At 64.3% G+C, this 20,078-nt stretch carries 22 protein-coding genes; 15 read left to right on the forward strand and 7 right to left on the reverse strand.

Annotated features, from left to right (window positions below; translation table 11 throughout):
- Positions 1 to 154 precede the first annotated feature (154 nt).
- From EV191_RS27515 to EV191_RS27525, 3 genes are all read left to right on the forward strand, one after another.
- Positions 155 to 982, forward strand: a complete 828-nt coding sequence (locus EV191_RS27515; protein WP_243659286.1) for a helix-turn-helix domain-containing protein — start codon at positions 155 to 157, stop codon at positions 980 to 982.
- Positions 966 to 1,154, forward strand: coding sequence for a DUF397 domain-containing protein (locus EV191_RS27520; protein WP_132880712.1), 189 nt, complete (start codon positions 966 to 968; stop codon positions 1,152 to 1,154). The genes EV191_RS27515 and EV191_RS27520 overlap by 17 nt, the downstream gene beginning before the upstream one ends.
- A gap of 234 nt (positions 1,155 to 1,388) precedes the next feature.
- Complete coding sequence (locus tag EV191_RS27525) at positions 1,389 to 1,946, forward strand: DoxX family membrane protein (protein WP_132880714.1); 558 nt, start codon at positions 1,389 to 1,391, stop codon at positions 1,944 to 1,946.
- Positions 1,947 to 1,963: 17 nt separating this feature from the next.
- Here the strand turns inward: EV191_RS27525 and EV191_RS27530 are convergent, their stop codons facing one another.
- The gene (locus EV191_RS27530) at positions 1,964 to 2,485 is read right to left on the reverse strand and encodes a pyridoxamine 5'-phosphate oxidase family protein (protein ID WP_132880715.1); all 522 of its coding nucleotides are present in this window, start codon (positions 2,483 to 2,485) and stop codon (positions 1,964 to 1,966) included.
- Positions 2,485 to 3,162 carry a DUF899 domain-containing protein gene (locus EV191_RS27535; RefSeq protein WP_132880717.1) on the reverse strand — a complete coding sequence of 226 codons (678 nt, stop codon included), beginning with the start codon at positions 3,160 to 3,162 and terminating at the stop codon, positions 2,485 to 2,487. Before EV191_RS27535 ends, EV191_RS27530 begins: the two co-directional genes overlap by 1 nt.
- Before the next feature lie 92 nt (positions 3,163 to 3,254).
- On the opposite strand from EV191_RS27535, the gene EV191_RS27540 reads away from it, so the two are divergent.
- From EV191_RS27540 to EV191_RS27550, 3 genes are all read left to right on the forward strand, one after another.
- On the forward strand, positions 3,255 to 3,722 hold the full coding sequence (locus EV191_RS27540; protein ID WP_132880718.1) for a winged helix-turn-helix transcriptional regulator: 468 nt from the start codon (positions 3,255 to 3,257) through the stop codon (positions 3,720 to 3,722).
- Between the two features lie 86 nt (positions 3,723 to 3,808).
- Complete coding sequence (locus EV191_RS27545) at positions 3,809 to 4,345, forward strand: glutathione peroxidase (protein ID WP_132880720.1); 537 nt, start codon at positions 3,809 to 3,811, stop codon at positions 4,343 to 4,345.
- A gap of 28 nt (positions 4,346 to 4,373) precedes the next feature.
- Positions 4,374 to 5,207, forward strand: coding sequence for an alpha/beta fold hydrolase (locus EV191_RS27550; protein WP_132880722.1), 834 nt, complete (start codon positions 4,374 to 4,376; stop codon positions 5,205 to 5,207).
- A gap of 49 nt (positions 5,208 to 5,256) precedes the next feature.
- Here EV191_RS27550 and ccrA read toward each other — a convergent pair whose 3' ends face one another.
- The 4 genes from ccrA to EV191_RS27570 form a co-directional block, all read right to left on the reverse strand.
- Positions 5,257 to 6,534, reverse strand: coding sequence for a crotonyl-CoA carboxylase/reductase (gene ccrA / locus EV191_RS27555; RefSeq protein WP_132880724.1), 1,278 nt, complete (start codon positions 6,532 to 6,534; stop codon positions 5,257 to 5,259).
- An 81-nt stretch (positions 6,535 to 6,615) separates the two neighbouring features.
- Positions 6,616 to 6,978: an ArsR/SmtB family transcription factor gene (locus tag EV191_RS27560; protein ID WP_132880725.1), complete on the reverse strand. Its 363-nt coding sequence runs from the start codon at positions 6,976 to 6,978 to the stop codon at positions 6,616 to 6,618.
- Positions 6,979 to 7,088: 110 nt separating this feature from the next.
- Complete coding sequence (locus tag EV191_RS27565; protein ID WP_132880727.1) at positions 7,089 to 8,693, reverse strand: arylsulfatase; 1,605 nt, start codon at positions 8,691 to 8,693, stop codon at positions 7,089 to 7,091.
- Positions 8,694 to 8,695: 2 nt separating this feature from the next.
- Complete coding sequence (locus EV191_RS27570; RefSeq protein ID WP_165913128.1) at positions 8,696 to 10,045, reverse strand: MFS transporter; 1,350 nt, start codon at positions 10,043 to 10,045, stop codon at positions 8,696 to 8,698.
- An 87-nt stretch (positions 10,046 to 10,132) separates the two neighbouring features.
- Here EV191_RS27570 and EV191_RS27575 point away from each other — a divergent pair, with 87 nt between their 5' ends.
- The 3 genes from EV191_RS27575 to EV191_RS27585 all read left to right on the forward strand — a co-directional run bounded on the left by EV191_RS27575 (position 10,133) and on the right by EV191_RS27585 (position 13,238).
- Positions 10,133 to 10,960: an IclR family transcriptional regulator gene (locus tag EV191_RS27575; protein ID WP_165913129.1), complete on the forward strand. Its 828-nt coding sequence runs from the start codon at positions 10,133 to 10,135 to the stop codon at positions 10,958 to 10,960.
- A gap of 156 nt (positions 10,961 to 11,116) precedes the next feature.
- Positions 11,117 to 12,313 carry a CaiB/BaiF CoA transferase family protein gene (locus EV191_RS27580; RefSeq protein ID WP_132880732.1) on the forward strand — a complete coding sequence of 399 codons (1,197 nt, stop codon included), beginning with the start codon at positions 11,117 to 11,119 and terminating at the stop codon, positions 12,311 to 12,313.
- A 13-nt stretch (positions 12,314 to 12,326) separates the two neighbouring features.
- The gene (locus EV191_RS27585; RefSeq protein ID WP_243659283.1) at positions 12,327 to 13,238 is read left to right on the forward strand and encodes an HpcH/HpaI aldolase/citrate lyase family protein; all 912 of its coding nucleotides are present in this window, start codon (positions 12,327 to 12,329) and stop codon (positions 13,236 to 13,238) included.
- 28 nt (positions 13,239 to 13,266) lie between these two features.
- Here EV191_RS27585 and EV191_RS27590 read toward each other — a convergent pair whose 3' ends face one another.
- Positions 13,267 to 13,917, reverse strand: a complete 651-nt coding sequence (locus EV191_RS27590; protein ID WP_132880733.1) for a GntR family transcriptional regulator — start codon at positions 13,915 to 13,917, stop codon at positions 13,267 to 13,269.
- Between the two features lie 246 nt (positions 13,918 to 14,163).
- Here EV191_RS27590 and EV191_RS27595 point away from each other — a divergent pair, with 246 nt between their 5' ends.
- The 6 genes from EV191_RS27595 (at position 14,164) to EV191_RS27620 (ending at position 20,041) form a co-directional block, all read left to right on the forward strand.
- Positions 14,164 to 15,516, forward strand: coding sequence for an LLM class flavin-dependent oxidoreductase (locus tag EV191_RS27595; RefSeq protein WP_243659284.1), 1,353 nt, complete (start codon positions 14,164 to 14,166; stop codon positions 15,514 to 15,516).
- Between the two features lie 16 nt (positions 15,517 to 15,532).
- The gene (locus tag EV191_RS27600; RefSeq protein WP_132880735.1) at positions 15,533 to 16,024 is read left to right on the forward strand and encodes a flavin reductase family protein; all 492 of its coding nucleotides are present in this window, start codon (positions 15,533 to 15,535) and stop codon (positions 16,022 to 16,024) included.
- Positions 16,021 to 17,022, forward strand: a complete 1,002-nt coding sequence (locus EV191_RS27605) for a 3,4-dihydroxy-2-butanone-4-phosphate synthase (protein WP_132880737.1) — start codon at positions 16,021 to 16,023, stop codon at positions 17,020 to 17,022. The genes EV191_RS27600 and EV191_RS27605 overlap by 4 nt, the downstream gene beginning before the upstream one ends.
- Before the next feature lie 96 nt (positions 17,023 to 17,118).
- The gene (locus tag EV191_RS27610; protein ID WP_132880738.1) at positions 17,119 to 18,198 is read left to right on the forward strand and encodes a TRAP transporter substrate-binding protein; all 1,080 of its coding nucleotides are present in this window, start codon (positions 17,119 to 17,121) and stop codon (positions 18,196 to 18,198) included.
- Positions 18,195 to 18,752 (forward strand): TRAP transporter small permease, encoded by a 558-nt coding sequence (locus EV191_RS27615; protein ID WP_132880740.1) that lies wholly within the window; start codon positions 18,195 to 18,197, stop codon positions 18,750 to 18,752. The genes EV191_RS27610 and EV191_RS27615 overlap by 4 nt, the downstream gene beginning before the upstream one ends.
- Positions 18,752 to 20,041 carry a TRAP transporter large permease gene (locus EV191_RS27620; RefSeq protein WP_132880742.1) on the forward strand — a complete coding sequence of 430 codons (1,290 nt, stop codon included), beginning with the start codon at positions 18,752 to 18,754 and terminating at the stop codon, positions 20,039 to 20,041. The genes EV191_RS27615 and EV191_RS27620 overlap by 1 nt, the downstream gene beginning before the upstream one ends.
- Positions 20,042 to 20,078 lie beyond the last annotated feature (37 nt).

The following is a 20,078-nucleotide window of genomic DNA, read 5'->3' on the forward strand; positions in this document are numbered from 1 at the left end:
ACGACCCCACCTCCCTGTGAGTAATCAATCGCACACTGTTGTATCGTGAGGGCCATGAAAACGTGAACCCGATGAGATCGGAAATACGATAGAATCGGATTCACCAGATTGGAGGAGTGTTGTGGCAACTCCGTCCTTGCGGCGTCGGCGTTTGGTGGGTGCGCTGCGGTCGCTACGCGAGCAAGCCGGGTACAAGATCACCGAAGCGGCCAAGGAAGCTGGGTTCTCGCAGGCCAAGTTGAGCGATATCGAGGCGCTGAAATCGGGCGTCACCGGGGATGACACGCATGCGCTCTGCCAGCTCTATGGTGCCGACGAAGCCACCACGGACGCGCTTGTCCAGCTGGCCCGCCAGGCCAGGCGGCGCGATTGGTGGGCCGTCTACAACGACGACGTGCTCGGATCGTTCTCCGGGTTCATCGAGCTAGAGGACGACGCGCGGGAGATCAGTGAGTTCGAGGCGGACGTGATCCCTGGCCAGCTGCAAACGGAAGCCTACGCATCGACGGTAATCGGTCGACTGGCCCCGGACCTGGATGCCGACACGATCAAGCAGCGGGTCAAACTCCGAATGGATCGGCAGCAACGTGCCCGTGACCGTGGAAGCGAGCTGTGGGTTGTGATCGGGGAAGGCGCCTTGCGTCAGGCCACCGGTGGGCATGCCGTGATGGCTGAACAGTTGGACCATCTCAAGGAACTGGCCGCCAAACCCGGCATCACGGTGCAGGTCCTTCCGCATTCGAACCTCGGCCACTCTGCAATGGGCGTGCCATTCACCTTGATAACTCTTCGCGATGGTGCCCGGTACGTGTATATCGAGGTCATCCCCGGTGGCGTGTACATGGAAGACTCGCGTGACATAGATCAGTTCGCCTCGACGTGGACGCGCTTGCAAGCGACAGCTTTGGATCTTGATCGGAGCGCTACGATGATCGGGCGAATAGCCCACGAACATCGGAGCAGCGTTGAAGACTACGACTAGGTTCCAAGAGTCACTGTGGCGCAAGTCCAGCCGCAGCGGGTCCGGCGGCAATTGCGTCGAGATCGCGATCGCTCCCGCGCACGTCGGAATCCGGGACACGAAGAACCGCACGGCCGGGCATCTTGCCGTGGACCGCGCCGCATTCGCGGCCTTCTTGTCCGCAGTGCAGTAAGCCCCACGGGCGGCCCCGGACTGGGCTCCCAGGGGCCGCCTTCCGCGCGCTGTAAGCGCATCTTCTAGTGCGGTGACACCGGGTGACCGCGTTCTTTAAGGTTAGCGTGGCGAGGTCGACTGGTCTGCTGACTCTGGCACTACGTCCCCCGCTACCAGGTCTTTTGCCTCCAGCCGCATCTACTCTCCGCTCGGCAGAGTCACTCCTGAATCCACACAGGACGGGAGTACCGAGATGGCCATCGACCACAGAACCGCGCTCACACGACATGGCGCGGGTATCACCACAAGCGCCGAGAAACTGCTGGCCGTACTACGTATCGCCACCGGATTGCTCTTCCTCTGGGCCTTCCTGGACAAAGCATTCGGCTGGGGCTACGCGACGACCAGCGCCAACGCGTGGGTCAACGGCGGCTCACCGGCCAAAGCGTATCTCGACCAGATCTCCGCGGGCCCGTTTACGGACACGCTGCAATCCTGGGGCGGCACCTGGTGGGCCGACTGGCTGTTCATGATCGGTTTGCTCGGCATCGGCGTCGCCGTACTTCTTGGTATCGGCCTGCGCATTTCCGCAGTCACCGGTTCGGTGATGTTGCTGCTCATGTGGGTGGCCGAATGGCCGCTCGCGCGAACCACCCCGAGCGGAGAACCCACCCACTCCACCAACCCGATCATCGAGTACCACGTCATCTACGCACTGGCGCTGATCGTGCTTGCCGCCTGCTACGCGGGAAACACCTGGGGAATCGGCCGCTGGTGGGCCCAGCTGACCGGGACCCGTTGGCTCGTCTGAGCGTGCCCGGCGGGGTATCACCGCGGCCCGAATCGCCACCGGGTCGCGGTCAACCCGTCCGAGCCATATCCGAAAGCGCGGTTCGGCCGGATCCGGTAGAAAAGGTACTCGACCGGCCCAAGCGGGCCGACGTCGTACACCGCTCCATCGCGGACAGCGAACTCCCACTCGTATTTTTCCAGGAGCGCGGCGGCGATCCGGTCCAGGTTGGCCGCCCGAGTCACCAGCTCGGCGACGCCCTCGACAACCAGATCCAGTTCATCGCCGGAAACGGTGAGCACGGCGGAGCTGTTCTCGGCCAGGTTGACCGCCTTGCGCGAACCCGGCCGGGTCGCGACGCATGGCGAATCGTCAACCCACGCCACCAACACCGGCATGACATGCGGCCGGCCGTCGCCGCGCACCGAGCAAAGCCACACCTTCGGCGCGGCGGCCAGACAGGCAACGGCCTGACTCCACGGCTTGATCGTCGCTTCATCGGTGCTCATCGGAGTCGTATCCGCCGGACTGAACAACAACTCCGCGATCGGGTCGGTCATCACGACACCTGCCCATCGACGTCGCCCGCGGCCGGCTCGTCATGCAGCCGCCACCACTGGTATGGCGCGGTTTGCGGCCACCCTTCCGGCGAATCCTCCCAGGTTTCCTGTCGCCCGAACGGCGTCAGATCCAGAAAGGTCCAGGTACTGCCAAGCCGTTCCACACCGCGAGCCGTGGTGAAGTAGGTGCGATACACCGCATCACCGTCCCGGAGAAACACGTTTACCGCGAAACCGTCGCCAGCACCCATGTCCACATTGAAATCGTTGCCAAGCGAGGAATACCACGGGATCGACCAACCCATCCGCTGCTTGACCGAACCGATCTCGGCGATCGGGCCGCGCGAGACCAGCGCGAGTGAGGTGTCCCGTGCATGCAGATGCGCCAGATGCCCGATGTTGTCGGTGAACATCGCACAACCCGAGCAGACGTCGTCTACGCCGTGCCACATGAAGGTGTAGGTGATCAGCTGCCTGCGTCCCTCGAAAAGGTCGACCAGGCGCACCTCCCCCGCCGCTCCGGTGAAGGTGTACGCCTTGTCCACCTCGACCATGGGCATCCGACGTCGCCGCGCGGCAAGCGCATCCGCCGCCTTGGTATGCGCCTTCTCCTTGCGCAGCTGCTCGTCCATAACGCGCTGCCACTCCGCCGCGGGAACGATCGCCGGTTTGTTCATCTCACGCCTCCAGTTAGTTCCCTCAAGGAACGGTCATCGCCAGCTTAGCCGAATGAGTTCCCTCAGGGAACCCTATTGGTTAAACTGGTGACATGCAGCGCACCCGGTTCGGAGATATGGCCTGTTCGATCGCGCGCACCATGGACGTGATCGGCGAACCGTGGTCGCCGCTGATCCTGCGCAATATCTACATCGGGGTGACCCGCTTCGAGCAGCTACAACAGAGCTTGGGCATCTCCCGCAAGGTGCTGGCCGAGCGGCTCAAGTGGTTGCTCGAGTACGGCGTGCTCGAGCGGCAGGAGTACTCCAGCCGGCCACCGCGCTATGAGTACACCCTGACGACCAAAGGCATGGAGCTCTGCGACCTGCTGTTGGTCATGGTGCGCTGGGGTGACCGCTGGCTGGCCGGCCCGGCTGGACCACCGGTCCTCTACCGACACCATGCCTGCGGCAAGATCAGCCATGTCGAGCCGCGCTGCGCGGAATGTGGCGAGCCGATGCATGCCACCGATATCGACGTGCTGCCAGGGCCGGGCTCCGATGTCGAGCCAACGGACTGAAACCGTCGGGTGTACTCGTTATCCTGGCCGTACACGGTGCTGGTGGACGGGTAACCAGCAGTCGGTCAACGACCTCGAGGAGACCTATGACGGTGCACGAGTTCACGGTCCGTACCGCCGATGGCGGTAGCAAAGCCCTGCGCGAGTACGCCGGGCAAGCGCTGCTGATCGTGAACGTGGCGAGTAAATGCGGGCTGACGCCGCAGTACGCGGGTTTGGAGGAGCTGCACCAGACAAGCCATCCACGGGGACTGCGCGTACTGGGTTTTCCGTGCAACCAGTTCGGTGGGCAGGAGCCCGGCTCGGATGCGGAAATCCAGGAGTTCTGCGATGTGAACTATTCCGTCAGTTTCCCGGTTTTCGCCAAGATCGACGTGAATGGTCCGAACGCTGACCCGCTGTACCAGTACCTGCGGGCGCAGGACCCCGGCGACCTCGGCCCGGACAATCCGATGTACGAGCACCTGAAAAACGCCCAACCCGAATCACTCGGCACCGACGAGATCAAATGGAACTTCACGAAGTTTCTCGTCGGAAAGGACGGAAAGGTCATCCGTCGCTACGAACCCACGGTCACCCCGGAACAACTCCGCGAGGATGTCGAGGCGGCCCTCACGAGCTGACTCGCCAATCCGCGGGAAGGAAAGCACCATGCACAAGGTTGAGCTCTCCGCGGGAACCATCGAGTACACGGACAGCGGCGGAACGGGCCCGGTACTGCTCTTGCTGCACGGATTCGCGCAGAACGGCTCGGTGTGGGACCCGGTCGTGCGAGCGCTGAGCCCGGAATACCGCTGCGTGGTGCCGAATTTGCCGTTGGGCGGGCATCGGCTCCCACTGCGCGCGGACGCGGACATCTCGATGGCTGGGCTCGCCAGGATGATGCTCGAGCTGATCGCGAAGCTGGAGCTGGCCTCGGTGACCCTGGTGCAGAACGACTGGGGTGGCGCCCATCTGGTCGTCGCACAGGACACCGAGGCCCGCGTATCGCGCCTGGTACTCACCTCCTGCGAGGCCTTTGACAACTATCCGCCGGGCGTTCCGGGACGAGCGGTATGGCTCGCGGCACGTATCCCAGGCGGGGTCACGGCGATGGCCAACGCGATGCGCATCCGTCGCCTACGCCGCCTTCCGGTCGCCTTCGGCTGGATGAGCAAACGGGTCCCTGATGCGGTAATGGACGGCTGGCTGCGGCCGTTGCTGACCCAGCCGGAGATCCGTCGCGATGCGCGCAAGTACCTCCGGTCCGTCGACCGGCGGGACACTTTCGCCGCCGTTGATGCCCTGGCGGCGTTCACCCGCCCCGCGCTGGTGGCCTGGGCGGCCGAAGACCGCGTAATGCCACCGGCGCACGGCCAACGGCTGGCCAACCTCCTACCGAACGGCCGACTCGTCGAGATAGCCGATAGCTATGCACTGATCCCCCAGGACCAGCCGGGCAAACTCGCCGCGGAGATCCACAACTTCGTCCGCGAGACCCCCTAGAAATCCCCACGACCGCAAGCTCCCGAGGACTGCGGTTCGGCGGGCGGCGTCAGTGGCGGCCGAGATCGGGGTGATCCGCGCCGACAAGCACGACGGAGTTGCCGAACACCTGCTCGCCCTGCCCCATCTCGGCATGCGCCTTCGCGGTCTCATCGAACGGCAACACCCGACCGACACAGGGGTCGACCTTGCCGGCGCGAACCAGCTCGTTATAGGCGAGCGCTTGGGCATCGTTCGTGCCGTGTGAACCCTGGAAGCGCTTCTGCCTCGTCCAGTGGTACCTGAGGTCGACCATCGCGTCAAAACCGGTGGTGCCCGCACAGATCACCACCATGCCGCCAGGTTGGCAGACGAAGATACTGGTCGGAATCGTCGCGGCACCAGGGTGTTCGAACACGATCGCCGGATCCTCCCGCTCTCCGGCGATCTCCCAGATCCGCTTACCGAATCCGCGGGCACCAGCCGTCCAGGCCCGCTGTCCCTCCTTGTCATCAACCAACGGCGGCACACCCCAGTGGTCGAACTCGCGACGATCGATATAGCCGAGCGCACCGAACTTCATCGCGTACTCACCGCGATCGGCACCGGAAACCACCGCAATCGCTCGCCCACCCACCGCGTTGGCCAGCTGGATGGCTTGTGTGCCAAGGCCGCCGGAGCCGCCCCACACCAGGACAAGTTCGCCCTCGTTCAGGGTATTTCCGGCCCAGCCGAACAGCATGCGATACGCGGTCGTGCCAACCAGGGTGGGCGCGGCGGCCTCGGCCCAGCTCAACTGCTCTGCCTTGCGCAACAGCTGATGCGATTGGACCCTGGTGAACTGTCCAAACGCGCCATAGTTCGTGTCGTATCCCCATATTCGAGCGGATGGCGCGATCATCTGGTCCCGCCCCGAGGCGATCCACGGATCGTCGGCATCCCAGTACCCCGGATGCACCACGACCTCGTCGCCAACCCGCCAGTCGGTCACCGCGTCACCAACGGCGTACACGATTCCGGACGCATCCGAGCCACCAATGTGAAAGTCTTCAGCCTCACCGCGTTTCTGCCGGACGGCGACCTGGTCAACCGGGTAACCGCGCGCGGCCCAGACATTGTTGTAGTTGATTCCGGCCGCCATCACGGCAACCAGAACCTCGTCGGGACCAATCGCCGGGGTGTCAACAAGTTCTCGCTGAAACGCCGTAGCCGGATCGCCATACCTGTCCTGCCGGATGACCTGGGCATGCATCTTGGCCGGTACGACACCGAGTGGTGGCACCGCGCCGATATCCGGCACTTGCGCCCCAGCGGTTGCCACGCTCCTACGTTCGACGGCTTCGGTCATCTCGACTCCAAACTTCGACGTTTCGATAATTATCGAACCATAGACAGGTCTGGTCGACAAGAGAACATTTGCCGGAAGCGGCTACTCGCTGTCGAGTGCCAGCGCGAGCCGTTCGAGGATGCCCGGAGCGTAGAAGTCCAGGACGTCCTTGTGCACGGTGTAGAAGAAGTTCCGTCCCCTGCGTTGCACGGAGAGCAGGCCAGCGTGATTGAGGATCTTGACGTGGTACGAGATCGTCGACTTGCCGACAGGCAGTTCGGTTTCCAGCGCGGTGCAGGCATATTCGTCCCCGCTACCGATCAGCCGGAGCATATCGAGCCGTACCGGATCCGCGAGCGCCTTCATGACCTGCACGTACTGATCGCGCAGCGGTCTCGCCGGCGCCGAAGGTGGCTGAGCCGGCTCGCCGCCTTGCGACGTTCTGGTCACTGCGGATCTGGCCATCGGCTGCCTCACGCTTATCGACTTTCGACAAGCGACGCTAGCACATATCGAGACTTATCGAACAATCGCAGGATCAGTCCTTACGGCGCCTCACGACCTCCAGCTGGTCGTCACGTAGGCAATCCGTGGCCGCGTTCGGCGTAGATCTCGAGGACCCGCTCCCTCGGCAGGACACCGCAGCGCTGGGCCCAGTCCGCGTAGGCCGCAGCCAGTTCCTCGACCAACTCTGGATGTTTCGAAGCGACGTCGTGCAACTCCGTTCGGTCCTGCCGCATATCGTAGAGTTCCCACGGCTGGCCATACTTGCGGACGAGTTTCCATTGCCCCCTGCGCACTCCCGCGTTTCCCTCGTGCTCCCAGAACAACAGTCGCCGCGGATCTTCGGGTGCGCCGCGCAGGGCCGGTAGCATGCTGTGTCCTTCCAGCGGAAGGATGCTGCGTTCGCCGTGCTCGGCGGGATACTCGACGCCGGCGACGTCAAGCGCGGTTGCCATGACGTCGGTCAGCTGATGCGCGCTGGTGCGCACCGTCGGCGCGGTACCAAGCCCCTGTGGCCAGTGCACGATGAGCGGCGTGGCGATGCCACCCTCATGGATCCAGTGCTTGTACTCCCGGAACGGCGTGTTCGACAGGTTCGCCCACGCGGTGCCATAGGTGGCATAGGTGGTTTCCGGGCCAGGATCGAGGTTTGGCACGTTACCGGGGACGACTTCCCGACCGTCGCGTGTGGTCGGTGCGAAATCGACGAAGGCCGTCACGAACTCCTTGGCGGTCTCCGGTGGCATCTCCTCGGCACAGCCACCGTTGTCGGAAAGGAAAACGAACAGCGTGTCCGCCAGCCGGCCGGTGGCTTCGAGTTCGTCGACGATCCGGCCGATACCCTGATCCATCCGGTCGATCTGCGCCGCGTAGACCGCCATGCGCAGTGCTTCCCATTCCTTGTCCGGCGCGTCCTGCCAAGCGGGGGCCGCGGGATCGCGTTCGGTCAATGCCCAGTTCTCGTCGATGATGCCCATCGAGATCAGCCGCTGGAGCCGTTTCCGACGTAGCTCATCCCAACCCGCCGAGAAGCGGTCCGCGTATCTCGCGATGTCTTCGTCCAACGCGTGCAATGGCCAGTGCGGTGCGGTGTAGGCGACATAGAGAAACATCGGGTCAGCCGCGCGCTTCGCGTGGTGTTCCCGCACGAAGGAAACCGCATTGTCCGAGATCGCGTCGGTGTAGTAGAAGCCGTCCTCGAATGCCTCGTGTTCGATGTTCTGCTCACCTCGGGTGAGAGTGGCCGGCTGAAAGAAGCTACCCGCGCCCGCCAACGTGCCGTAGAACCGGTCGAATCCACGACGCGTCGGCCATGAGTCACTTGGCGTGCGTAGCTCGCTGGACAGATGCCACTTGCCGGACAGGTAGGTGCCGTACCCGGCGGGACGAAGTGCCTCCGCGATCGTCACGCACGACTCGTTGAGCGTTCCGGGGTAGCCGTCCGGCGTGTCGTCGTAGTTGAGGATGCCGATACCGGTCTGGTGCGGATGCAGCCCGGTGAGCAGGGAAGCTCGCGATGGGCTGCACCGCGCGGTGTTGTAGAACTGCGTTAACCGAGCGCCCGAGGCCGCGAGCCGGTCGAGGTGCGGGGTGTGCACTTCGCCGCCATAACAACCGATATCGGAAAAGCCCATGTCGTCGGCGAGCACCAGGACAATGTCAGGCTTATCGGGCACGGTTATCCTCCAGTTGTTTCGGGATCGACAGGGGCATCCTGATCGGCCGTGGATTCCCCGTCCCGGTTCAGCAGGGTGGTCTCCGGCGTAAACGCGAGCGCCACCAGCGCGATCACCGCGAACACCACGACATAGGTCGCCACCGGCCACGAGTCGCCACCGGAGCGATCCACCATCGCGGTAGCCACGGCTGGCGCGATGGCCCCGGAAGGCAGCACACCGAGCTGGTAGACGATCGACATACCGGTGTAGCGGATCCTGGCAGGGTAAAGCTCGGCGAAGAACGCGGCTTCGGGGCCGAACATGGTGCAGGCACCGAGCGCCCAACCGATGATGATCCCGCCCCAGATGAGCGGGGTGTTCATCGTGTCGATCATCGCGAACACCGGGAAGGCTGATGCTCCCGAGATCAGCGCCCCGATCGCAAGCACCGGTCTGCGGCCGATCCGATCCGAGATCCGGCCGGTGACCGGGATGATCACGACACCGAGCACCGCGGCGATGAGAAGCCCATTGAGTGCCACCTGCTCCGGCAAGCCGAGCACCACGGTGGTGTAGGTAAGGATGAAAGCGTTGTAGATATTGAAAACCAGGCTCTCGCAGAACCTGGTGCCCATCGCCAACGCGGTGAGTTTCGGATAGGTGCGGAAGACCTCGACGAACGGTACTTTCGCTCGCTGCCCGGACTCGACGACCTGTTCGAACGCGGGCGGCTCGGGCACTCGCAGCCGCACGAAGAACCCGACAGCGACGAGCACGATGCTGAACAGGAACGGCAAGCGCCAGGACCACGAAACAAGCGCGTCATCCCCGAACGCGCTGGCACCGTTGACTGCCAACGTGGACAGCAGCAAACCAATCGGGACGCCCGTTTGCGGCCAACTGCTGAACAGACCCCGCCGGTGCTTCGGCGCATGCTCGAACGTCAGGATCGCGGCGCCGCCCCATTCCCCGCCAAGCCCGATGCCTTGCAACATGCGAAGGAACAGCAACAGGATTGGCGCCCAGATACCAATCGCCGCGTAATTGGGCAGCAGGCCCATCGCGAACGTGGCGCCACCCATGATCATCATAGTGATGACGAGCATCTTCTTCCGGCCGAGCCGGTCGCCGTAATGACCGAAGATGAGCCCGCCGATCGGACGAGTGACGAAGCCGGCCGCGAAGGTACCGAAGGCAACCAACGTGCCGGTCAGCGGATCGAAACTGGGGAAGAACTCGGCGTTGAAGACGAGCGCCGCCATCGTCGCGTAGAGGAAAAAGTCGTACCACTCGATCACGGCACCAATCACGCTCGCCGTCGCGACTTGCCGGATCGAGGCGGGTTTGTCGGGCGAGAGGGAGTGCCGCATCGGACGCCCTTCTGCAGTCGGACTAGTGCCGGCAACTCCAGCTGGTAAAAATGGGACAGTGTACCAACTGGCGGGACATGGGTAATATTGCTCATCAAGGCGGCCACAGTCAAGGCCCGCTGGCAGCCGGTTGCCGCGACACATCCGCGGCGCAAGGAAGGGGTATCGGTGAGCGAGGCGCTACGTAAGGCGATGCTGATCCTCGACGAGCTCCGGCGGGATCCGGATGATCTCAGTGCCCGCGAGCTGGCCATCCGGCTCGATGTACCGAAAAGCACCGTGCAACGCCTGCTGCAGTCCCTCGAGGAAGCCAGGATGACGGTGCAGGATCCAACGAGTCGCAAGTACCGACTCGGCCCGCACACGCTCACGCTCGGCATGGCATACCGGGAACGGCTGGACCTGCGCAATACGGCACTGCCCCATATGCGTGCGCTGCGCGACGTCACCGACGAGACCGTTGGTTTGTCCGTTGCGGTTGGCACCGAGCGTATGTTCATCGAGGAAGTACAGAGCCAGTCAGAGCTACGAGCGCACTCCGAACTCGGCTACCCGTATCCACTGTGGACCGGTGCTCCGGGAAGGGTGCTGTTGGCGCATCTTGCGGCCGGCGAGGTCGAGAGCGTGTTGCGAACGGCCAGCGATCAGCCATGGCAGGCGATTGGACTGGCCAACCGGGAAGCATTCCACGAGCGGCTCGCGGAGATCCGTCGCACTGGTCACGACCGGGCGTTTGACGAGTCCATCAACGGGGTCAGCGCGATCGCCATACCGGTACGCGACGCGTCAGCGCGTGTCGCCGCGGCTCTTTCGGTATCCGGACCGAGCGCACGGATGAGCCCGGAGGAGATGAACCGGATACTCCCCGAAGCGGTCACGGCAGCGGACAAGATCAGCCGCGCGCTCGGAGGCTGAGCGATCACTGCTTCGGCGACCAGCCGGCACCAAAGCACACGACAAAGCACACGACAAAGGACGCGACAAGCACGCGACAAGCATTGACGCCCTCCTCGGTGACCCGATAGTTTGAACAGCCGTCGAATGTAAACGTTTACATTCCGAGGAGGACTCTTGTCCGCACAATCGTTGTCCGGGATTCGCGTACTCGAAGCCGCTACCCTGGCCGCCGGCCCCCTCGTAGGTACCTGGCTCGGCGAGTTCGGCGCCGAGGTGATCAAGATTGAACAGCCGGGTAGCGGAGACCCGCTCCGCCAGTGGGGTGCGCTGAAGAACGACGTCGGCCTGATGTGGAAGAGTCTTGGCCGGAACAAGCGGACCATCACGCTCGACCTGCGCAGCGGCCGAGGTCAGGAGCTGCTGCGCAGCATGGCGACTGACGCCGATGTGCTGATCCTGAACACTCGACCATCCACATTGGTCAAATGGGGCTTGGACTACCCGTCGCTGCGCAAGGTCAACGACGGGCTCGTGATGGTGCACGTCACCGGGTTCGGGGCGGGCGGCCCGAAAACCGACCGGCCCGGGTTCGGCACCCTCGGTGAAGCGATGAGCGGTTTCGCGCATCTGACCGGAGAACGGGATGGCCCGCCCACCCTGCCTGCCTTCATGCTCGCGGACGGCGTTGCCGCGTTGACAGCCACGTACTCGGTCATGATGGCGCTCTATCACCGCGATGTACATCAGGCGCCTGGCCAGCTGATCGATATCAACCTGATTGAACCGCTCGCTCGCCTGCTGGAACAACCGGTACTCACCTACGACCAGCTGGGCACCGTGCCCACCCGGATGGGAAACCGTTGGGACATCAGCGCTCCGCGCAACACGTACCAGACGAGCGACGGCCAGTGGCTGGCCATGTCCGGCAGTGCGCCGAGTATCGCGATGCGTGCCCTGAAGGCGATCGGCAGGAGTGATCTGAACGAGGACATCCGGTTTGCCGACGCCCAGCAGCGCCTCGCGCACGCTGAGGAGATCGACCGGTTGATGGCCGACTGGATCGGTGCACGCACCCTGGAGGAGGCAATGGCGGTCTTCGAGCAGGCCGAGGTAGCCGCGGCGCCCGTGTACACCGCGGAGCAACTGCTCGCCGACCCGCAGCTCGTGGCCAGGAACACCTACCCTCAACTACCCGATAAGGACCTCGGCACGATGCGCGTACAAGCCCCCGTGCCACGCATGTCCGATACTCCTGGCCGGATCGATCACCTGGGACCGGATATTGGCGCCGATAACGACGATATCTACCTGGGTCTGCTCGGCCTCGACCGCGCCGAGTACCAGAACTTGCAGGATCAGGGAATCATCTAACAAGGGAGCCACAGTGGACACTGCGATCCGACCGCGTCGATCCGAGCTCGCCACCCCGGCGAGCAACGACTGGATGTTCGAGAAGGCGGCCGGCGCCGGCGCCGATCTGGTGTTCCTTGACCTCGAGGACGCGGTCACCGAAGCCGAGAAGGCACCGTCCAGGGCCAAGGCCGTTGCCGGGTTGCGGGATATCGACTGGGGCCAGACCACAAGGGCGGTACGGATCAACGGCATCGATACCCGCTGGGCGTACCGGGACATCATCGACGTGGTGTCCGGCGCGGGCGCCGCATTGGACACCCTGATCGTGCCCAAAGTGCGCGCGGCACGGGATGTCTGGTGGGTGGACGTACTGCTCAGCCAGCTGGAAACGGACCTCGGACTGGCCAACCGGATCGCGCTCGAAGTGCTGATCGAGGAGGCCGAGGGCTTGGTGAACGTCGCGGAGATCGTGCGTGCGAGCGACCGGCTGGAGGCCGTGATCTTCGGTGCCGGTGATTTCTCCGCGTCCCAGGGCGCGCGGGTGGACACCAACTTCGAGCCGACCGCGGAGTATCCCGGTGACCTCTGGCACTACGCGCGCTCGCGCATCGTCGTCGCTGCCCGGATGGCCGGTATCGACGCGATTGATGCGCCGTTCCCGAACTTTCGCGATCCGGATGCCTACCGAACGGCGAGCGAACGAGCCAGCGTGCTGGGCTACAACGGCAAGTGGGCGATCCACCCCAGCCAGGTTCCCATCGCCAACGAGGTTTTCGCCCCAACCGCGGATGAGATCAGGCACGCTCGCGCGGTCGTGGCGGCGTATCGCGACGCCGAACGCGCCGGCCGAGGGGCGACCAGTGTGGACGGCATGCTGGTGGACGCCGCGCATCTCCGGCTGTCGGACAACATCGCGCGTAAGGCCGATCTGCTCGGCCTCTGATCGTCCGTGCTGCGCCCCGGTTTCGGGCCTAGCCCTGCGCTGGCGCGCGCCAGTAGCCTCGCTCGTCGAAGTACTGGATCATCAGCTCACCGGCCTCGCGGACGTGTTCTTCGGCTTCCCGCCGCGCGGCGGTTTCGTCTCCCGCGCGCAATGCGGCCACGATGGCATCGTGGCGCGGGGTCGCCAGATCCGTCCATTCTGGATGTCTCGAGTAGAAGCTCCGGGGAATCATTCGCAACGTGGTGCGCATCATGTCCACGAGCTTCGGCGCGCCGGCCGCCATGTTGATCAATCGATGGAACTCGAAGTTGATCGTTTCCAGCCGGTTCACATCCCCGTCCGCGACCGCCGTACGCCATTCGACCTGCAGCTGGTCCAGGCGTTCGAGTTCCGGTGCGCCAACTCGCCGGCAGGCTCGCGCGGTCAGCTCGCCCGCGAGGTTCGACTGCAGCCAGTAGATGTCCGCGATGTCTTCCCTCGTCGTCGTGGCGACCCGGTAGGAACGTCCCCGGCGAGTCTCGATCAATCCTTCGTGCGAGAGCCGGAGCAGCGCCTCCCGGACCGGCATGGTGCTCACCCCGAGTTCTTCGGCGAGCTGCTCGTGCCGCACCTGCTCGCCGGGCGCGATCTCGCCAAGCAGGATCATCTCCCGCAGCGAAGCCACGACCTGATCAGCCATGCTCCTGACCTGGCGGTTCGCCCCGGAAGAGGATCGACTTGGCGACGTACGCGGACCATCTGGTGTCACGGGACGTGATCGTAGCCCGCGTGCTCGGGGCTTTCCGCTATGCACTGCCCTGTCTCCTGCGCATCATGGCTTCCCGGAACCGTGGATCTGATCTTAGATATCTGATAATCTATCACCAATCTGGTTCCGCCCGTAGGCGCTCGCGATTCGAGCCGGGGCGCGAGAGAGGTGGATTTCGTGTCAACTCCAGACCAACGCGGCCAGATGACACTGGTCGGTTTCATGCAAGCCGGTAACGTGACCGTCTACTCCGGATCGTGGCGCTACCCTTCCGCCGAGCACTCGTTTCTCGATCTCGACTACTACGCGCGAATCGCCCAGACCCTGGAACGCGGCAAATTCGACCTGGTGTTCTTCGATGATCGCCTGGCGATGCCGAGCGTCTTCGGCAACTCGGCACATGAGGCGGTGCGCTACGGCGCGCGGCCGGTCAAACTCGACCTCACGGCCGTACTTGGCGGAATCGCCGGCGCGACAAGCAAGATCGGTCTTGGCGCGACGTACTCCACGACCTACTACTCGCCGTACCACGTGGCCCGCACCTTCGCCACGCTCGATCACCTCTCCGGCGGTCGCGCCGCGTGGAACGTGGTCACCTCGGTCAATGATTCAGAGGCGCAGAACTTCGGCGTTCGGGAACATCTTGGCCACGACGAACGCTACGAAAGGGCACACGAGTTCCTTGAAGCCGTGTACCAGCTCTGGGATTCGTGGAGCGATGACGCGCTGATCCTCGACCGCGAAAGCGGGGAGTTCGCCAAGGCCGACGCGGTACGCGAGATCAACCATTCCGGCACCTGGTTCGATGTGCGCGGCCCGCTGACCGTGCCGCGCACCCCACAGGGCCGCCCGCCGATTCTGCAGGCTGGCTCCTCCGGCCGCGGTCGGCAGTTTGCCGCGGACTGGGCGGATCTGGTGTTCACCGCGGATCCGGGTATCGACGTGGCGAAGAAGCACTATGCGGACCAGAAGGAGCTCATCGCGACGAGTGGTCGGGATCCCGAAGCGGTCCGGATGTTGCCGATGGCCTACGTCGTTGTTGGTGAGACCGAACAGATCGCCACGGAAAAGGAAGAGCTCTTCCTGAACAGCTATGTCCATCCGCGTGCTTCGCTCGCGCTGCTGTCCGAAGTGCTCAACTACGACTTCGGCCAGCACGATCTCGACGACGTGGTCGGCCAGGAGATGCTGGACGCCAGCTCCGGTATCCGTGGGCTCGCCGAGGGAGTGCGCCAACACCTCGGCCGTAACGACCTCACCGTTCGCGATCTCGCGGCACACCGCGCGACGCTGTTGCAGGGGCCGCGATTCGTCGGCACGGCGGATCAGGTCGCCGAGCAGATGTCGACCTGGTTCACCGAGCGCGCCTGCGACGGTTTCGTACTCGCGGCCACCCATCTGCCCGGCGCGTTTGAAGAGTTCGTTCGGCTCGTCGTACCCAAGCTTCAGGAGCGCGGCATCTTTCGGACCGAGTACCAGGGCAGAACCCTGCGCGATCACCTTGGTCTTGCTCGTCCGGTACGCGGCTGATCGACGGAGGCGAGCCATGCCCAATCTGCACCGGCGCTTCGACGAGAACTCGCTACGCGGCGCCTTCGCCTGCTTTCCCAGCGGTGTAGTCGCGGTCTGCGCACTGGTCGACAGCGCACCGATCGGCCTCGCGGCCAGTTCGTTCGTGCCCACCTCGCTGGATCCCGCGCTCGTCTCGCTCAGCATCGCCAGAACATCGACCACCTGGCCGGTGTTGCGCAAGCTACCCGGTATCGGGCTCAGTGTGCTGGCCGACGAGCACGGCGAACAGTGCCGCGCGCTGGCCGCCCGGTCCAACGACCGGTTCGCCGGTATCGAATGGACGGCAGCGGACACCGGCGCACTGTTCATCGATAATGCCGCACTACACATCGAATGCGCGCTCGAACGCGAGTATCCCGCGGGTGATCACTGGATCGCGCTACTGACCGTCCGCGCGGTCGGCGCGGCCCCGGACACCGAACCACTCGTCTTTCACGGCAGCGGTTTTCGGGCGCTGGCATCATGACCACATCGACCAGCGCATCGACGGGACTCGGCGCCGCACAAGCCGCGCTGGTTGCCGGTCGGTCAGTTCTGTTGCTTGACGAGCAACCGGAAACCGGCGGTGCACTGATGCTCGCGGCGGACACCGCGACGACTGCGGAGATCGCCTTTCTGATCCGCTACACGGCAGGTTACCTGCGGGTGGCAATCGCCGATACGCACGCTGATCGGTTGCGGCTGCCGCCAATGTGGCCGGCCAACCAGCCGACCGGATCCGTCGATGCGGTCACGGTCGACGCGCGTAACCACACCACGACCGGAATATCGGCGCACGATCGCGCCCGTACCGTCCGGACGCTCGGTGACCCGTTGGCCGAGCCAGTCGAGCTGACCAGGCCGGGCCATGTGGTCCCGGTACGGGTGCCGGCTTCGCTCAGCCCAGGAAGTCATGATCAGGCCTCACTGGCCTACGCACTGGCTAAAGCCAGTGGCGCCACCGGCGCGGCGTACTGCCCACTGGTGAGCGCCCGAGATGCGACCGCGATCGCGAGAACCGGGGAGCTGCGCGCCTTCGCCGCTGAACACGGCATCACCACCGTCGAGGCGCGGGACGTTCGTGAACACCATCTGCGCACCACCTGTGTTCTGGAACGTGCCGAGACCAGGCAGGTGCGGCTTGCCGGCGACGAGTTCCGCGCGATCCGCTACCGGGACGCCACGGCGGGCTTGGCCCATCTCGGGTTGACCCATCTCGCCCTGGTACACGGCGATCCCGCGGTTCCCGATCGCGTTCCCTTGCTGGTGCGCTACGCCGACCCGATCAACGCGCTGCTCGGCCTCACCCCAACGGATGCGGCCGAGTTCGCCCGAATGTCCGAAGAGAACAACGCGGTAGCCATCTACATTGACTCCCGGATAACCGAGCTCGTGCACCTTGACAACCAATCCAGTCATGCGGATATCGTCCGCGATCAAGTACTGACGGATCTTCACATCGCATCCACCCGAACCATCCACTGAGCGAAATCAGCTCGCGGGGGCGCATACGTTCGCGTAGCCGGTCACTACTCGCCGGCCACGTGCCGACAACAATGACGTTGCTCGAAAGGATTGGCGATGAACCATCCGCGCAATCGAGCCCGCTTGGCCAGCAGGGTCCTCGCCATGGTCGCCGCGCTGCTCGTGCCGCTAGCCGCGTGTGGCGTGGACAGGGAAGGACCACCTGGTGAGTTCACGCTGATCATCGGTGACTCGTATCCGACGACGCATCCGGCTTCGCGTGATGGCGTCGAATTCTTCATGAAACGCGTGGGCGAACTGACCGATGGCCGGGTCTCCTTCAAATACTTCCCTTCTGACCAGGTCGGCAAGGCGGAGGACTACATCAGCCTCACCCGCGCAGGGGTGACCGATATTGGCGTCGTCTCGCCGCCGTACCTCTCGGCCAAGTTACCTCTGTCCAATGTGGCCGACCTACCTGGGATGAGCACCGAAGCATGCCCGCCGGCACGAGCGTTGACCGAGCTGATGAGCGAAAACGGGTTGTTGCATGAGCAGGAATACGCGCCGCGCGGGATCCGGATGCTGTTCGTCGGTGTGCAACCGAAGTACGAGATCTTTACCGGTGACGGCAAGCTGGTCACCGAGCCAGCGGACATGCGGGGGTTGTTGCTCCGCTCCTCCGGCGGCGTACTCGACCAAGCCGTGCACCGACTCGGTTCGGCTCCCGTTTCCATTCCTGGCCCGGAAATGTACGAGGCGATATCCAGGGGGACGGTGGATGGCACCGTGCTGCCGACGATGAGCGCCACACCGTACCGGCTGGACGAAGTGGCCACCAACTCCACCGAGGGGGCACCACTTGGCAGCTTCACGCTGACCTACGCCATCTCCGAGGAGATCTGGCGACAGTTACCGGCCGACCTACGTGACGCCGTTTCCCGTGCTGGCAGGGAAACCACCGAACACCTGTGCAGAGCGATCGATGCGGAGAACGCATCCTCCCGCGAACAGCTAGCCGAGGGCGGGCTGACCTTCACCACTCTGAGCCAGGAACAGGTCGCCGACTGGCGTCGAGCCGTAGCGCCGGTACGCGAACAGTGGGTGGCCGATATGGAGAGTATGGGACGGCCCGGGCGGGCAACACTGGAGGCGATGACGGCCGCGCTGCGGGAGCAGTCGGGAGGTTCCCGATGATTGCTCGATTCGAACGCGCGCTGCGCGCGGTAGAGAACATACTCGTCACGCTGAGCCTGCTCGCCCTGGTACTCATGATGTCGGTGATGGTCGTCGACGTGATCCTGCGGTATCTGTTCGGCGCCCCGTTCGCCTGGGCGCTGGGTTTCGTCAGCAACTACCTGATGATCGGCTTCTTCTTCCTCGGCTTGCCCTACACGATGCGCGAAGGCGCGCATGTGCATATCGACCTGCTCTACCAACGGCTGCCCGCGCTCTGGCGACGCGTCTGCCGCGTGCTCGGTGGGATTCTTGGTTGCGTCTTCGTGCTCGCGCTTGGCTACGGGGGTGTCATGCTGACGGTGGACGCGCTTGCTGGCGCCGACCGACCGCCACCTGGATCGGCCGAACTGTCCTGGCCAGTGTGGACATCCGCGGTGCTGGTTCCGATCGGCACGGGCGTGCTGCTGTTGCGGACGCTGTGCATCCTGATGCTCGGCGGCACGGAGGAGTCCGACGCTGAGGCGACCGAGCCCGAATCCAGCGTGTCCCCACTCACGAAGGAGGGCCACTGATGTTGCTCGTCTTCGTCATCCTGCTGCTTTTCATACTGCTGCTCATCCGGATGCCGGTCGGCTTCGCGATCGGACTCGCCGGCCTGGCTGGTCTGCTGCTGCACGGCGGAATGCCGGCGGTGCTCGGTTTCCTGGAGACCACTCCACACTCCGCGGTCGCCACCTACACCCTCTCCCCCATTCCGCTGTTCATCCTGATGGCGCAGTTGGTGTTGCAGAGCGGGGTGGCGACGGAACTTTTCGACGCGGCTCGCGTCTGGGTTGGCCGCATTCCCGCCGGACTTGGCGTGGCAACCACGACGTCCGGTGCGGCCTTCTCCGCGGTCTCCGGGTCGAGTACCGCGGCCGCCGCGACGCTGGCGGCCACCTCGATCCCCGAGATGGAGAAACGTGGCTACGAGCCGCGGTTAGCGAGTGGGTTGGTCGCGGTCGTCGGCACGTTGGCCTCAATGGTGCCACCGAGCATTATCCTGGTCTTCTACGCGATCCTCGCGGAGGAAAGCGTCAGCCAGGTGCTGATCGCCGGCTTCCTGCCCGGCATTCTGGTGACGATCGCGATCATCATCACCACTCTGCTCGTGGTGCGCCGCAAACCGGATACGGCGCCGCGCGGGGAATCGCACCCGATGCGTGCGAAGATCCGGACGATCCCGGCGATCGGGCCGGTCGCTCTGCTGTTCGTCCTGGTGATTGGCACCATCTACTTTGGTCTCGCAACCCCCACCGAAGCGGCGGCGCTTGGCGCGTTGGGAGCACTGCTGATCGGCCTGGCGCGGCGCCGGCTGACCGTCGCGGGCATTCGTGCCGCGCTGCTGAACACCCTGAAGTCGAGCGCGATGATCCTGTTGATCATCCTTGCCGCTTACCTGTTCGGCTATTTCCTCACGCTCACCGAGGTCACCAGCCGGCTCGTCGAGTCGATCTCCTCGCTCGCCGCGCCGCCCACCGTGATCTTCCTGTTGATCGTGGTGATCTATCTGGTGCTCGGCGCGTTCATGGACCAGATCGCGATACTGGCGCTGACCGTCCCGGTTGTCCTACCGGTGGTGGAAGAACTCGGTTATGACCCGATCTGGTTCGGGGTGATGATCGTGTTGATCGCCGAGATCGGACTGGTCACCCCGCCACTGGGGTTGAACGTGTTCATCGTCGCCAGGGCGACCGGACGCCGCGCGGAGGAGGTGTTTCGCGGTGTCGTGCCCTACGTCGGCGCGCTGCTGGTGCTGGTTCTGGTGTTCCTCGCCTTCCCGCAGCTCGTGTTGTGGCTGCCCGAGATGATGGTGTCGTAAGCTGCCACGACCAGGTTGGACACCCCAGGTTGGACAT

This window comes from Tamaricihabitans halophyticus, from assembly GCF_004340875.1.
Classification (GTDB): Bacteria; Actinomycetota; Actinomycetes; order Mycobacteriales; family Pseudonocardiaceae; genus Tamaricihabitans; species Tamaricihabitans halophyticus.